This window comes from Streptomyces sp. NPDC048106, from assembly GCF_040706415.1.
Taxonomy (GTDB): domain Bacteria; phylum Actinomycetota; class Actinomycetes; order Streptomycetales; family Streptomycetaceae; genus Streptomyces.
Map to the genome: position 1 here is coordinate 158,555 of NZ_JBEZND010000011.1, position 13,512 is coordinate 172,066.

Sequence of the window (13,512 nt, forward strand, 5' to 3'; positions counted from 1 at the left end):
TGCCGGCGCATCACCTCGATGCAGGTGGCTCGGGCCGCGTTCGATCGGTCCCGGGGGTGGGGATTCCGAGGTTCATGCCGCTGTCGGTGGTTGCTGCCAGGCGAGGTTTCGAGGTCCACGGCGCAGAGGAACCGCTCGGGGCAGGACACTTGCGGTGAGCGGCAGGCCATCGCCTTCGAACCGCTGCCGGTGGTCTGAGTGATGCCTGAGAGCCATTTCGGCGGAGCGCATCCTGCTCCCCACGGTGATGGGGACAGCGGAGCCGGCCCCGCGGTGCGTGGGCGCCTCAACCGTGTCCGCCCAGCACGATCTTCCACACTCGGGTCGCCACTTGGAGGTTCAGCCGGTCCTCGACGTTCGCGAGGTCGTTGCCGCTGATGTCGCGGATGCGCTGGAGCCGGTAGCGTAGCGTGCTGCGGTGGATCGCGAGGGATTCGGCGGTCTCGTCGTAGTTGCCGCCGCAGTCGAAGTACCGGGACAGGGTCTCCACCATGGCCGCGTGGTGCCGGGAGTCGTAGTCGATGAGCTGCCCGAGCCACTCGTGGACGAACGTCTCCAGTTCCCGGTAATCGCTGCCAGGTCCCAGGATGCGGTAGAGGCCGAGCTCGTCGAAGAACGTCGTGCCGTAGTGCTCGCGGGAGTGGCGGCGCACTTCCAGGGCGCGCTGCGCCTCCTGGTAGCGGTGAGGGATGTCGTCCAGGGAGTCGCAACGGGCGCTCACCCCGATCGTCGCGGACCGTGTCCCGGTCTCCCGGGCGAGCGCCTCGTAGAGCGCGCGGGCGTGCGGCCTGTCGTCGGCGATAAGGACGACGTGGTCGGAACGTCGGGTCAGCAGCGAGCGCATGCCCGCGCCAGAGGCCGCCCGGCCCACGGTCTGCGCGAAGGAATCGTCCACAGTCCGGTCCGACCGCTGCACCACGACCACGTAGTGGCTGCGGTGCAGGTCGTGTCCGACTGCCTCGGACCGGGCGTAGGCGCTCGCCTCGTCCGCCCCTGCCAGGAGGTCGTCGACCAGTTCGCGGTGCAGCCTCAGCTCCACTTCGGCCAGATTGCGCAGGTGCGCCAGTTCCAGGGCGAGCGACGTGGCGGCGAGTTCCAGGGCGAGCACGGTGTGCTCGTCGGCCTCGTCCCGGGCATCGACCAGGGCCAGCACGCCCAGGATCTCGCCGTGCGGGCGGACCAGGGTGATCAGCCGGTCCTTTATCCGCACCGGCCCGACCTCGCGGGCGACGGCGTGCAGCATTTCGTCCTGGCGCACGGGGTCCGGTTCCGGATAGGGCTGGGGGCGGCTGGGCCCGGTCCAGGACCTCAGCCGACCGAAGCGGTCCTCGACCAACGCGGGGAATCCAGTGAGCCTGTGCAGTGCGCGGGTGACGGCTTCCTCGCTGCCGCCCGAGGCAGCGACGTTGGCCATGAGCGCGTGAACGGCCCGCTGGTACCCCAGCTCAGCCGCGACGGAGATCAGCTGCCGCTGGAGGGAGGTGCGTTCCTCCCTTAGCCGGTGCAGTTCCAGCGCGTCCTCTCGTTGGCGGCGGTGTGCGAAGGCGACTGACAGTGCAGCGGCGGTGTACTGGACGAGCGTGACGAGCAGGGAGTACTCGGCCTCGGTGGGCCGGGAACGTGACGTCACCACGAGGTAGCCATGGAGCCTCTCAAGTCCGCGTAGCCCCAGGGCCCGGCCCCAGGACCAGCCGGGTACGGTCACAGGGCCGTCTTGCCCGGCCAGCTCCCGCACCCTGCAGTCCACGGCCGGGGCATGGATCTCCCCGTTCCTCGGGCTGGGGACCAGGTCGCCGTCCACCTTGAGGTATCCGGCCTCGGCGCTGTACGGCCCTGCGGCGGCTACGTTGCCCATGGCCAAACGCAGGATCTCGCCTTCATCCGGGGTGTCGAACAGGGCACGGCAGAGTGCCATCAGTTCCTGGGGGGTTTGGTCGGCTGGGGTTGGAGCGGGTGGGCGAGGCTCTTTCCGCGCGGCCCTGGGGTGCCGCCCAGCGCTGCCCCGCGGAAGGCTACCCTCCTGGTCCGAGCGCCGGCGGTACAGGTTGTGCGCCCGGCTGCTGACCATGGGATCACTCCGTTCTCTCCAACCCTACAGGGAGGCGAGCGGTGTTTCGCGTACCCGCTCACGGGTCGGCTTCTCCGAGATATCCGGATGGTTCCTTTCGTGCTCGTGGGGCGACCGGACCCGTGTATTTCTGACTCGCCAGGCGCAGGCGTGGAGCCACTCGGCTCGCCACCCTGGGAGTGTTCGAGACCCTCCGTGCGGACTGGCAGGAAGGGCTGGGCGATGACCGAGCAGCATCGCAGGTCGGCTGCCTCGTGCAAGACGTACCAGGAAGCCGAACGCGCCGTTGACCACCTCCCTGACCACGGGTTTCCCGTGGAGAGCGTGGCGATCACCGGCCGGGGCCTGCGCGTGGTCGAGCAGGTGATCGGCCGGGATGGACTACGGCAGGGCCACCCTTCACGGAGCGGCGAGCGGTGCGCTCCCCGGTGTCCTGATCGGCTGGCTGTTCGGCCTTGTGAACTGGCTCGACCCCGTCGTTTCCGCTTTGCTTCTCGCCCTGTACGGGTCGATCTTCGGAGCGATCGTCGGCGCGCTGTTCGGCTGCTGCACGCCCTGCAGGGCGGACGCCGGGATTTCGCCTCGCCCCGCTCGATGCAGCCGAGCCGGTACGAGGTCGTGTTGGACGAGGCGGTCGCCGACGAGGCTGTACGGCTGATCGGCGGGCTGCAGACCACCGGCGGAGGTTCCACCCGTACCTGAACGAACATGATCCGGAGAGTCGGCGCAGGCGCCGGACCGGGAGGAGTTCCTCATGGCGAAGGCAGTGGGCATCGACCTGGGCACCACCAACTCGGTGATCGCCGTGTGGGAGGGCGGCGAGCCGTCCGTCGTGCCCAACAGCGAGGGCAACCGCACGACACCGTCCGTAGTGGCCTTCACCGACACTGGCGAGCGCCTGGTGGGCCAGTTGGCCCGGCGCCAGGCGATCCTCAACCCGAAGGGCACCATCTACTCGGCCAAGCGGTTCATCGGTCGGCACTTCGACGAGATCTCCGACGAGGCCAGGGCGGTGGCGTACGACGTCGTCGAGGGCGACGGCGGGGCGGCCCGTTTCAAGGTGCGGGACAAGCTGTACGCGCCTGAGGAGATCAGCGCCCAGGTGCTGCGGAAACTCGCCGACGACGCTTCCAAGCAGCTGGGGGAGCGGGTCACGGAGGCGGTCATCACGGTGCCCGCCTACTTCAATGACGCTCAGCGCACCGCCACCAAGGACGCCGGACGGATCGCGGGACTGGAGGTGCTGCGGATCATCAACGAGCCGACCGCGGCGGCCCTCGCGTACGGCATGGACAAGAAGCAGCACGAGACCGTCCTCGTCTTCGACCTGGGCGGCGGCACCTTCGACGTGAGCATCCTCGACGTCGGCGACGGCGTGGTGGAGGTGCGCTCCACCGCCGGCGACAGCCACCTGGGCGGCGACGACTTCGACCGGCGACTCGTGGATTACCTCGCGGACGACTTCCAGAAGGAGAACGGCATCGACCTGCGCAAGGACCCGCAGGCGCTGCAACGCCTTTTCGAGGCGGCGGAGAAGGCCAAGACCGAGCTCAGCTCCGTCACCCAGACCCAGGTCAGCCTGCCGTTCATCACCGCCGACGCCTCGGGCCCCAAGCATCTCACCGACTCGATCATGCGGTCCACGTTCGAGCAGATCACCAGCGACCTGGTGGAGCGGTGCCTGGGACCGGTCCAGCAGGCCATGGCCGACGCCAAGGTCGGCGAGGGCGACATCGATGAGGTCATCCTCGTCGGCGGTTCCACACGTATCCCGGCGGTCCAGACCCTCGTGCGTCGGCTGACCGGCGGCAAGGAACCCAACATGAGCGTCAACCCCGATGAGGTCGTCGCCCTGGGCGCCGCGATCCAGGCCGGGGTGCTCAAGGGCGAGGTCAAGGACGTCCTGCTGCTCGACGTCACACCCCTGTCGCTGGGTGTCGAGACACGCGGTGGCGTGATGACGAAGATCATCGAGCGGAACACCACCATCCCCGTCCGTCGCACCGAAACCTTCTCCACCGCCGAGGACAACCAGCCCGCCGTCGACATCGTCGTCCTCCAGGGCGAGCGCGAACGGGCCGCCGACAACCGGGTGCTCGGCCGGTTCCAGCTCACCGACATCCGCCCGGCGCCGCGGGGCGAACCGCAGATCGAGGTCACCTTCGACATCGACGCCAACGGCATCCTCAACGTCAAGGCACGTGACCGGGACACCGGCAAGGAACAGGGCATCACCATCAGCGAGAGCTCCAACCTGGACCGCAGTGAGGTCGAACGCATGGTCCAGGAGGCCGAGCGCAACCGGGCCCAGGACCAGGCACTCCGCGAGGCCGTCGACGCCCGCAACGAGCTCGACGCGGTCGCCTACCAGGTCGAGAAGCGCCTCGCCGAACTGGGCGACGCAGCGCCCGCGCACGAGAAGGCACGCGCCGAGATGCTCGTGTCCGACGCCCGGGCGGCGGTCAAGGAAGAGGCGGGTGTGGAGCGCGTGCGACCCCTGACCTCCGAACTCCAGCAGATGCTCGCCGGGCTGGCGGCCCATCAGGGCGCCGCTACCGCAGGCGGTCCCGGTCAGGACACCACCGGGGGCGGCGCGACCGGTGGCCCGAGCGGCGGTGGCGGTGACGATGACGTCATCGATGCCGAGTTCGACAAGGACTGAGGCGCGCCATGTCCAGCCGCCCCCAGGAACCCGACCGGGCCGCGTCGGAGCCGGTCGAACCGGTCCCGGAAGGCGCCGTACGCCCTCCTCGTGGGGATTTGCCGCAACCGGGCCCGGCGCCCCGGCCGGAAGCGGCGAACGACGAACCGGGATGCGACGCCGCCGGCCCCACGCCTGCCGAGGACGAGTACACGACCGCGATCCAGGAACTAGAGGACCGCTGGCGGCGCGCGCTCGCCGACCTCGACAACCTTCGCAAGCGCCACGCCAGGGAACTGGAGCGGGAGAGGACGGTCGAGCGTTCCCGCACGGCGGCCGCCTTCCTGCCCGTCCTCGACAACCTCGAGCTCGCCCTGACCCATGCCGGCGCCGATCCGGGTGCGATCACGGAGGGCGTCCGGGCCGTACGCGACCAGGCGGTGAACGTCCTCGAACTGCTCGGCTACCCGCGGCACGCGGAGACCGGCGTCGCCTTCGACCCGGCCCGGCACGAGGTGGTCGGCGTCGTCCAGGACCCCGACGCCCCGCCGGGCACCGTCGTCGAGGTGCTGCGCCCCGGCTACGGGGACGGCGAACGGCAGCTCAGGCCCGCCGCCGTGACGGTCGCGAAGCGGGAGTGACCGGTCATGGCACGGAACTTCTACGAGGTGCTGGGCGTGTCGCGGACCGCGAGCCAGGACGAGATCCAGCAGGCATATCGCAAGCTCGCCCGCAAGTACCACCCCGACGTCAACAAGGACCCGGGGGCGGAGGAACGCTTCAAGGACCTCAACGAGGCATACAGCGTTCTGTCGGACCCGAAGACCCGGGCCCGTTACGACCGCTTCGGCGAGGACTTCCGCAAGATCCCCGAGGACTTCGACGAACGGGTCGCGGCCGGAGCTGGCGGCGGCTTCCGCGCTCGGAGGACCGCGGGCGCGGGCGGCCCCCGTGTCCGGTACGCCACCGGTTTCGGCGACGACTTCGGAGCGGAGGGCATCGACATTGAGGACCTGCTCGGTTCCATGTTCGGAGCCGGCGCCGCCCGAGGCGGCGTCCCCGGAGCGGACCAGGAGGCCGAACTGTCGCTCACCGTCGAGGAGGCGTACCGAGGCGGCCGTCGCAGCGTCACGCTCGCCGGTCCCACGGGGCAGCCGCGGCGGTACGAGGTCGACGTGCCACCGGGTGTCACCGACGGGCAGCGCATCCGGCTGTCGGGCGAGGGCGGCCGGGGCAGTGGTGATGCCCCCGCGGGCGACCTGTACCTGCGGGTACGTATCCAGCCCCACCCCCGGTTCCGGCTGGACGGCCGCGACGTGCACGTACAGGTCCCGGTCGCCCCCTGGGAGGCGGCCCTGGGCGCGACCGTGCCGGTGCCCACCCCCGGCGGCGGCACGGCCAAGGTCACGGTGCCCGCGGGCTCGTCCAGCGGCCGGCGGCTGCGGCTGCGCGGCGAGGGCATGCCGAACCCGCGAGGCGCGAACGGCGACCTGTACGCCGAACTCCGTGTCATGGTGCCGCCCGCCCTCGGCGACCGGGAGCGCGAACTGTTCGAGGAGCTCGCCGCAACCTCCTCGTTCGACCCCAGGAGGACGCGATGAACGACCGACCCGCGGGAGCGGCAGGCATCGGCCGGGCCGGCGTGGGCGACCGTCCGGTACGGACGGGCGCCGACGTCACCGCCTCGGCGGCTGTCCGGTACGCGCTCGTGCCTGTCCCCAGGCTCTCGCTGGACACCGTGGCCCGTCGCTCGGGCCTCCACCCCGATCTGATCCGCCGGTTCGTCGCCCTCGGCCTGGTCGACGCCGAGCTCGATGCCGCGAAGCACCTGGTGTTCGACCCCACGGCCCCGGCGGTCCTCGCCCGCATCCAGCGGCTGCGCTCCGGACTCTGCCTCAACTACGCATCCATCGGCCTGGTGCTGGACCTGCTGGACCGCATCAGCCTGCTCGAAGCCGCCCTGCGCCGCGCCGGCACGAGGAGTGAAACACCCCCATGGACATAAACAGTCTCACCCAGAAGTCCCAGGAAGCCCTGCAGGAGGCCCAGACCGCGGCCGTCCGCATGGGGCAGACCGAGGTCGACGGGGAACACCTGCTGCTCGCGCTTCTCGATCAGGAGGACGGTCTGATCCCGCGGTTGCTGCAACAGTCCGGCACCGAGCCGAAGGAGCTGCGCGCTGCCGTGCGCGAGGAGCTCTCCCGCCGTCCGAAGGTCACCGGCCCCGGCGCGGCACCCGGCCAGGTCTTCGTCACTCAGCGCCTCGCCCGCCTGCTCGATGCCGCCGAACGGGAGGCCAAACGCCTCAAGGACGAGTACGTGTCCGTGGAGCACCTCCTGCTTGCCCTGGCCGAGGAGGGCTCTTCAACCGCCGCCGGGCGACTGCTCAAACAGGCCGGCATCACCAGGGACTCGTTCCTGAGCGCGCTCACCCAGGTCCGCGGCAACCAGCGCGTCACCTCCGCCAACCCCGAAGTGGCCTACGAGGCTCTGGAGAAGTACGGCCGCGATCTCGTCGCCGAGGCCAGGGCCGGGCGGCTCGACCCGGTCATCGGCCGGGATGCCGAGATCCGCCGGGTCACCCAGATCCTCAGCCGCAAGACCAAGAACAACCCCGTTCTCATCGGCGACCCCGGCGTCGGCAAGACCGCCATCGTCGAGGGCCTCGCCCAGCGCATCGTCCGCGGCGACGTGCCCGAGGGCCTGCGCGACAAGACGGTGTTCGCCCTCGACATGGGCTCCCTGGTCGCCGGCGCCAAGTACCGCGGTGAGTTCGAGGAACGCCTCAAGGCCGTGCTCAGCGAGGTCAAGGCCGCCCAAGGGCGCATCCTGCTCTTCGTCGATGAACTGCACACCGTCGTCGGTGCGGGCGCCGCCGAAGGGGCCATGGACGCGGGCAACATGCTCAAGCCGATGCTCGCCCGCGGTGAACTCCACATGATCGGCGCCACCACCCTCGACGAGTACCGCAAGCACATCGAGAAGGACGCCGCTCTCGAGCGCCGCTTCCAGCAGGTCCTGGTCGACGAGCCGAGCGTGGAGGACACCATCTCCATCCTGCGCGGACTGCGCGAACGCTTGGAGGTCTTCCACGGCGTGAAGATCCAGGACACCGCGTTGGTCTCCGCGGCCATCCTCAGCCATCGCTACATCACCGACCGGTTCCTGCCCGACAAGGCCATCGACCTCGTCGACGAGGCGTGCGCCCGGCTGCGCACCGAGATCGACTCGATGCCCGCCGAACTGGACGAGATCACCCGCCGTGTGACCCGCCTTGAGATCGAGGAGGCGGCCCTGTCCAAGGAGACCGACCCCGCCAGCAAAGCCCGCCTGGAGGAGCTGCGCAGGGAACTGGCCGACCTGCGCGGCGAGGCTGACGCCAAACACGCCCAGTGGGAGGCCGAACGGCAGGCCATCCGACGCGTGCAGGAACTGCGCCAGGAACTGGAGCAGGTCCGCCACGAAGCGGAGGAGGCCGAACGCGCCTACGACCTCAACCGAGCCGCCGAACTGCGCTACGGACGCCTTCAGGACCTGGAGCGCCGGCTCGCCGCAGAGGAGGAGCAACTGGCCGCCAAACAAGGACAGAACCGGCTGCTGCGGGAGGTCGTCACCGAGGAGGAGATCGCTGAGATCGTCGCCGCCTGGACCGGCATCCCCGTCGCCCGTCTCCAGGAGGGCGAACGCGAGAAACTGCTGCGCCTCGACGAGATCCTGCGCGAGCGGGTCATCGGCCAGGACGAGGCCGTCAAGCTCGTCGCCGACGCCATCATCCGCGCCCGCTCCGGCATCCGCGACCCACGCCGCCCCATCGGCTCGTTCATCTTCCTCGGCCCCACCGGCGTCGGGAAGACCGAGCTGGCCAAGACCCTCGCCCGGGCCCTGTTCGACTCCGAGGAGAACATGGTCCGCCTCGACATGAGCGAGTACCAGGAGCGTCACACCGTCAGCCGGCTCATGGGCGCACCGCCCGGATACGTCGGCTACGAGGAAGGCGGCCAGCTCACCGAGGCCGTACGCCGCAAGCCGTACTCGGTCGTGCTGTTCGACGAGATCGAGAAGGCGCACACGGATGTCTTCAACACCCTGCTGCAGATCCTCGACGACGGCCGCATCACCGACGCTCAGGGCCGCACGGTCGACTTCCGCAACACCGTGATCATCATGACGTCCAACATCGGCTCCGAGCACCTCCTCGACGGCGCCACCGCCGAGGGCGAGATCAAGCCCGACGCCCGCGCCCTGGTGATGGGCGAGCTGCGCGGGCACTTCCGCCCGGAGTTCCTCAACCGCGTCGACGACATCGTGCTGTTCAAGCCGCTCGGTGAGCGGCAGATCGAGCGCATCGTGGAACTGCAGTTCGACGAACTGCGCCGCCGCCTCGCCGAACGCCGCATCACCGTCGAACTCACCGACGCGGCCAGGGAGGTGATCGCCCACCAGGGCTACGACCCGGTCTACGGGGCCCGCCCGCTGCGCCGCTACATCTCCCACGAGGTCGAAACCCTCGTCGGACGGTCCCTGCTGCGCGGCGACGTCCAGGACGGCGCGACGGTGCGCGTCGACGCCGAGCACGGAGAACTGGTGGTCACCTACGACCAGCCCGAGGACGTGAAGGGAACGAGGGCGGCATGAGCACCGTGCAAGCCACCAACGTCACCTGCCCGCACTGCGGGCGCACCAACCGGGTGCCGGCAGCCGCCGAGGGCCGCCCCAGGTGCGGCAACTGCAAGCAGCCGCTGCCGTGGATGGCCGACGCGGGCGACGACGACTTCACCGACGTCGTAGAGCAGGCCACCGTGCCCGTCGTCGTGGACCTGTGGGCCACCTGGTGCGGCCCCTGCCGCATGGTGAGCCCCGCGCTGGAGGAAGTCGCCGCCGATCTCGCAGGAACGATCAAGCTGGTCAAGGTCGACATCGACAAGAACCCGCGTCTGGCGCGGCGGTTCGAGGTCCAGGCGGTACCGACGCTGCTGGTCCTCGACAAAGGACAGACCATCGCCCGGCAGTCGGGTGCCGCACCTGCCCCTGCCTTGCGACGGTGGGTGGAGCAGTCGATCGCGGGCCGCGCCCCGGCTGGGAAAGGATGATCGGCCATGACCGTACGGACCGACCCCCACCTCGCCCTCGTGCGCCCCGTCACCCCGCGTGCCCCGGGGTGCGAGGAGTGCCTGGCCACGCATTCCCCCTGGGTCCACCTCAGGCTTTGCCTGACCTGCGGCCACGTCGGCTGCTGCGATTCCTCGCCGAACCGGCATGCCCGCCGTCACGCCGCCGCCGACGGCCATCCGATCGTGGCGTCGCTGGAGCCCGGCGAGGACTGGCGGTGGTGCTTCGTCCATGAGGCGTTCGTGTGATGCCCGGCGACGAGACGCGGCCCGGCGCATCGCCGGTGCCGGACGAGGCGGAGGAGAGCGTCCCCTTTGAGACGCCCGACATCTACGGCGCCTATCCCCGCCTGTCGGACGACCAGATGGCCGGCCTGGCGCAGAACGGCCGGCGGCGCGCGGTTGACGCCGGTGCCGTGCTGATCCGGGAGGGGGAGCGGTGCGAGACGTTTTACGTCGTCCTCAGTGGTTCGGTCGCCATCGTCGAGGGCTACGGCATGCCCGATGAACACCTGCTACGTGTGCACGGCCCCGGCCGCTTCATCGGCGAACTGGGCCTCCTGAATGGACAGGTGGCCTTCTACACCGCCGTGGTCAGGGACCCCGGCGAGATTCTCGCCCTGTCCATGGGCCAGCTGCGTGACCTGGTGACCCGGGACTCCATCCTTGGTGATGTGGTGCTGCGCGCCTGCCTGGGCCGCCGTGCTCTGCTCGTCGGGCAGGGCGCCGGTTTCCGCATCATCGGCTCGCGCTATTCGCCCGACACCCGGCGGCTGCGCGAGTTCGCCGCCCGCAACCGGCTGCCGCACCGCTGGATCGATCTGGAGACGGACGAGGAGGCAGAGGCGCTGCTGCGCCGCTTCGCGGTTGGTCCGGAGCAGACGCCGCTGGTGATCTGGCGGGACACGACGTTGCTGCGCAATCCGAGCAACGCCGAACTGGCCCGGTTCATCGGCCTGCCGCCCCTGCCGTCGAGCAACGGCCACGGCGATCTCCTGATCGTCGGCTCCGGTCCGGCCGGTCTCGCCGCCGCGGTGAACGCCGCCTCGGAGGGCCTCGGCACGACCGTGGTCGAGGCGATGGCCACCGGTGGTCAGGCCGGGACGTCCTCCCGCATTGACAACTGCTTCGGCTTCCCCTCCGGCATCTCCGGCGCCGAACTCACCGAGCGCGCTGTGCTCCAGGCGGACAAGTTCGGCGCCCGGATCAGCGTCCCGGCGGAGGCGGTCCGGCTCGAACCGCGGGACGGCCACTACGCCGTCAGCTTCGCCGACGGCAGCGAGATCACCGCCCGTACCGTTGTCCTGGCCACCGGCGCCCGCTACCGCCGCCTCCATGTGCCCGGCATCGAACCGTTGGAGGGCGCGAGCGTCCACTACTCGGCGACCGTCTACGAGGCCCAGCAGTGCCGTACCGACCCGGTGGCGGTGGTCGGCGGCGGCAACTCCGCAGGCCAGGCTGTGCTCTTCCTGGCCGGGTACGCACCGCAGGTGTATCTGCTCGTCCGTGGGCCGAGCCTTGAAGCGCACATGTCCCGCTACCTGATCGATCAGATCGAGCGTCACCCCCGGGTGCGCGTGCTGCTGCACACCGAGATGACCGAGGCACTCGGCGACAAGGCGCTGGAGGCGGTCACCGTGGTCGACCACCGTACGGGCGAGCACCGCCACCTCGCGGTGCGTGCCCTGTTCGTCTTCACCGGCGCAGACCCTCACACCGAGTGGCTGTCCGGCGCGCTCGCCCTCGATGCGCGCGGCTACGTGCTCACCGGCGCGGAGGCGCAGGCGTGCTCCGTTCCCGAACTGTGGCAGAGCCAGGGCCGCGACTGCCTGACGTTGGAGACCAGCCTGCCTGGCGTCTTCGCCGCCGGCGACGTCCGCAGCGACTCGGTGAAGCGCGTGGCCTCCGCGGTCGGAGAAGGCGCGATGAGTATCCACTTCGTGCACCGCTACCTGGGCCACGCGGCCGCGCCGGGCGGCACCGACAGATCCCCGTACACCCGTCCGAAGGAGTCCGCTTGGCTCGCATGACGCCCAGCGGGCGAGGAGATCACGAGAAGGAGGCGATGGGAATGACCATGCCCGTCCGGCGCCACCGCGGTGGTTCAGTGCAGGACAGGCCCCTGGGCTGGGCACGCGATCCGCTGACGGAGTTCGACCAACTGCTCGGTGAGATGAGCGGACTGATCGAATCCACGGTGGGAGGCGTGGCGCCCGCAGTCGCGTGGACACCCCTGGCGGATGTCACGGAGTCCGACGACGCCTTCCACGTCGAGATCGAACTCCCCGGCGTCAAGAGCAAGGACATCGACGTCGAAGCCAACGGCCAGGAGCTGGTGGTCACCGGAGAGATCAAGGAGAAGGAACGCAAAGGCGTCCTGCGCCGGAGCACCCGCCGCACCGGAGCCTTCGAGTACCGGCTGCGGCTGCCCGGAGAGGTCGACACCGAAAAGATCAATGCACAGATGTCGGACGGGGTGCTCACCATCACCGTCCCCAAGGCCGAGGTCGCAAAGCCGCGGCACGTCGAGATCAGCGAGACGAGTGAAAGCACCGAGAGCAGCGGCTGAGACGCCGACCGCGGTTCCGGACACACGTCCGGCACCGCGGTCGGGCCGGTGACGCTCGACACCCGGGTGACTCATGGATGACCTCCCGTGTCACAACCTCTCACGGCGGCGGAGACTCGGCGCGCGGCTCCCCACCGGCTTCCCTTTCGGCGCCGCAGACGTCCGGGCGCGCAGCAGCCGAAGGGGGTGCAGACTCAGCGGTGCGCGTCGGCCCATGTCCGCTTGGTCCTCTCGGTCGAATGCCCGTGCGTGCGCTCGGCGTCCTGGGCCGATGGATATCGCTTGCTTCCCTCCGCTCCGCACTGACGCGCGCAGTGCCAGAGCATCGTGTCGCCCTCATGGAGAAGGGAAAACGGTGTCCCAGAAGGTGGCAGCGCAGCGCAGAAGACCACACCATGCGGACCTGTCCATTCCGGCCTGTTCTGTCCCTTTCCAGGTAACAGCCCATGGCGCTGAACAAGGAGGCGTGGCATGACCAGCACTGCCGAGTTTGGTGTCGTCACGACCAAGGTCCCCGCCCGGCCGACCGGCTGCGTGGTCCCGATTCCGATTCCATTGGTGGATCGTCATCGGTTTGGGAGCCGTCTGAATTCTGGACGGACTCGAAGTGACGATCGTCGGGGCGGTTGCCGCCCGGCGCGACGGCACACCGGGCGAGCCTTATGACCAGCGGTGACCGGGGCAGAAGGAAGGCAGCTATGAAATACGACGGATTCCTCGCCCGTGTGCGCGAGCGAGGCGAATACAACGACCAGGCCGAAGCCGCGGACGTCACCAACGCCGTGCTGGAAGTGCTGGCCCAACGGATCAGCCCGGGAGAGGTCAAGGACCTCGCATCCCAGCTGCCCGGCCCGCTGGGACAAGTTCTGGACGATGCCACGCCGCAGCAGGTGCGAGGCTTCGGGATCGAAGAGTTCTACCGCCGGGTCGCCGAGCGCACTCATGCCCGGCCGCGTACGGCGCAGTGGGACGCCAGCGCGGTCCTGACCACCGTTGCCGACGCTGTCACCGGCGGAGAGCTGAATCAGATCATCAGCCAACTCCCCTCCAGTTACGCGGTCCTGTTCGGCAAGGCCGACCTCGCGGACTGAGCTCGCGAGACGCCCAGAACGAAAGCCGGCGCCAC

The 13,512-nt window shown here is 69.8% G+C and carries 12 protein-coding genes; 11 read left to right on the forward strand and 1 reads right to left on the reverse strand.

Translation table 11 applies throughout. The features are described from left to right. Positions 1-286 precede the first annotated feature (286 nt). Positions 287-1,915: a helix-turn-helix domain-containing protein gene (locus AB0927_RS14700; protein ID WP_366667928.1), complete on the reverse strand. Its 1,629-nt coding sequence runs from the start codon at positions 1,913-1,915 to the stop codon at positions 287-289. 375 nt (positions 1,916-2,290) lie between these two features. Between AB0927_RS14700 and AB0927_RS14705 the strand changes: the two genes are divergently transcribed. From AB0927_RS14705 to AB0927_RS14755, 11 genes are all read left to right on the forward strand, one after another. Next, the gene (locus AB0927_RS14705; protein ID WP_366667929.1) at positions 2,291-2,770 is read left to right on the forward strand and encodes a general stress protein; all 480 of its coding nucleotides are present in this window, start codon (positions 2,291-2,293) and stop codon (positions 2,768-2,770) included. Between the two features lie 52 nt (positions 2,771-2,822). Further along, a complete protein-coding gene (gene dnaK, locus AB0927_RS14710; RefSeq protein WP_366667930.1) occupies positions 2,823-4,730 on the forward strand; it encodes a molecular chaperone DnaK in 1,908 nt (635 codons plus the stop codon). Positions 4,731-4,738: 8 nt separating this feature from the next. After that, positions 4,739-5,350 carry a nucleotide exchange factor GrpE gene (locus AB0927_RS14715; protein ID WP_366667931.1) on the forward strand — a complete coding sequence of 204 codons (612 nt, stop codon included), beginning with the start codon at positions 4,739-4,741 and terminating at the stop codon, positions 5,348-5,350. A gap of 6 nt (positions 5,351-5,356) precedes the next feature. Next, positions 5,357-6,310 (forward strand): J domain-containing protein, encoded by a 954-nt coding sequence (locus AB0927_RS14720; protein WP_366667932.1) that lies wholly within the window; start codon positions 5,357-5,359, stop codon positions 6,308-6,310. After that, on the forward strand, positions 6,307-6,714 hold the full coding sequence (locus AB0927_RS14725; protein ID WP_366667933.1) for a chaperone modulator CbpM: 408 nt from the start codon (positions 6,307-6,309) through the stop codon (positions 6,712-6,714). The genes AB0927_RS14720 and AB0927_RS14725 overlap by 4 nt, the downstream gene beginning before the upstream one ends. Then, the gene (clpB, locus tag AB0927_RS14730) at positions 6,705-9,344 is read left to right on the forward strand and encodes an ATP-dependent chaperone ClpB (protein WP_366667934.1); all 2,640 of its coding nucleotides are present in this window, start codon (positions 6,705-6,707) and stop codon (positions 9,342-9,344) included. Before AB0927_RS14725 ends, clpB begins: the two co-directional genes overlap by 10 nt. After that, positions 9,341-9,799 (forward strand): thioredoxin, encoded by a 459-nt coding sequence (gene trxA, locus AB0927_RS14735; RefSeq protein ID WP_366667935.1) that lies wholly within the window; start codon positions 9,341-9,343, stop codon positions 9,797-9,799. Before clpB ends, trxA begins: the two co-directional genes overlap by 4 nt. A gap of 6 nt (positions 9,800-9,805) precedes the next feature. Continuing rightward, the gene (locus AB0927_RS14740; protein WP_263233558.1) at positions 9,806-10,066 is read left to right on the forward strand and encodes a UBP-type zinc finger domain-containing protein; all 261 of its coding nucleotides are present in this window, start codon (positions 9,806-9,808) and stop codon (positions 10,064-10,066) included. Further along, the gene (locus AB0927_RS14745; protein WP_366667936.1) at positions 10,066-11,847 is read left to right on the forward strand and encodes an FAD-dependent oxidoreductase; all 1,782 of its coding nucleotides are present in this window, start codon (positions 10,066-10,068) and stop codon (positions 11,845-11,847) included. Before AB0927_RS14740 ends, AB0927_RS14745 begins: the two co-directional genes overlap by 1 nt. A gap of 41 nt (positions 11,848-11,888) precedes the next feature. Next, entirely contained in the window at positions 11,889-12,386 is a 498-nt protein-coding gene (locus AB0927_RS14750; protein ID WP_366667937.1) for an Hsp20/alpha crystallin family protein, read from the forward strand. 698 nt (positions 12,387-13,084) lie between these two features. Continuing rightward, positions 13,085-13,477: a DUF2267 domain-containing protein gene (locus tag AB0927_RS14755; protein WP_366667938.1), complete on the forward strand. Its 393-nt coding sequence runs from the start codon at positions 13,085-13,087 to the stop codon at positions 13,475-13,477. Positions 13,478-13,512: the final 35 nt, after the last annotated feature.

Excerpts from the sequence above, each read along its gene's own strand:
- AB0927_RS14700 (WP_366667928.1), bottom strand. The coding sequence starts at position 1,915 with ATGGCACTCTGCCGTGCCCTGTTCGACACCCCGGATGAAGGCGAGATC.
- AB0927_RS14705 (WP_366667929.1), top strand. The coding sequence starts at position 2,291 with ATGACCGAGCAGCATCGCAGGTCGGCTGCCTCGTGCAAGACGTACCAG.
- dnaK (WP_366667930.1), top strand. The coding sequence starts at position 2,823 with ATGGCGAAGGCAGTGGGCATCGACCTGGGCACCACCAACTCGGTGATC.
- AB0927_RS14715 (WP_366667931.1), top strand. The coding sequence starts at position 4,739 with ATGTCCAGCCGCCCCCAGGAACCCGACCGGGCCGCGTCGGAGCCGGTC.
- AB0927_RS14720 (WP_366667932.1), top strand. The coding sequence starts at position 5,357 with ATGGCACGGAACTTCTACGAGGTGCTGGGCGTGTCGCGGACCGCGAGC.
- AB0927_RS14725 (WP_366667933.1), top strand. The coding sequence starts at position 6,307 with ATGAACGACCGACCCGCGGGAGCGGCAGGCATCGGCCGGGCCGGCGTG.
- clpB (WP_366667934.1), top strand. The coding sequence starts at position 6,705 with ATGGACATAAACAGTCTCACCCAGAAGTCCCAGGAAGCCCTGCAGGAG.
- trxA (WP_366667935.1), top strand. The coding sequence starts at position 9,341 with ATGAGCACCGTGCAAGCCACCAACGTCACCTGCCCGCACTGCGGGCGC.
- AB0927_RS14740 (WP_263233558.1), top strand. The coding sequence starts at position 9,806 with ATGACCGTACGGACCGACCCCCACCTCGCCCTCGTGCGCCCCGTCACC.
- AB0927_RS14745 (WP_366667936.1), top strand. The coding sequence starts at position 10,066 with ATGCCCGGCGACGAGACGCGGCCCGGCGCATCGCCGGTGCCGGACGAG.
- AB0927_RS14750 (WP_366667937.1), top strand. The coding sequence starts at position 11,889 with ATGACCATGCCCGTCCGGCGCCACCGCGGTGGTTCAGTGCAGGACAGG.
- AB0927_RS14755 (WP_366667938.1), top strand. The coding sequence starts at position 13,085 with ATGAAATACGACGGATTCCTCGCCCGTGTGCGCGAGCGAGGCGAATAC.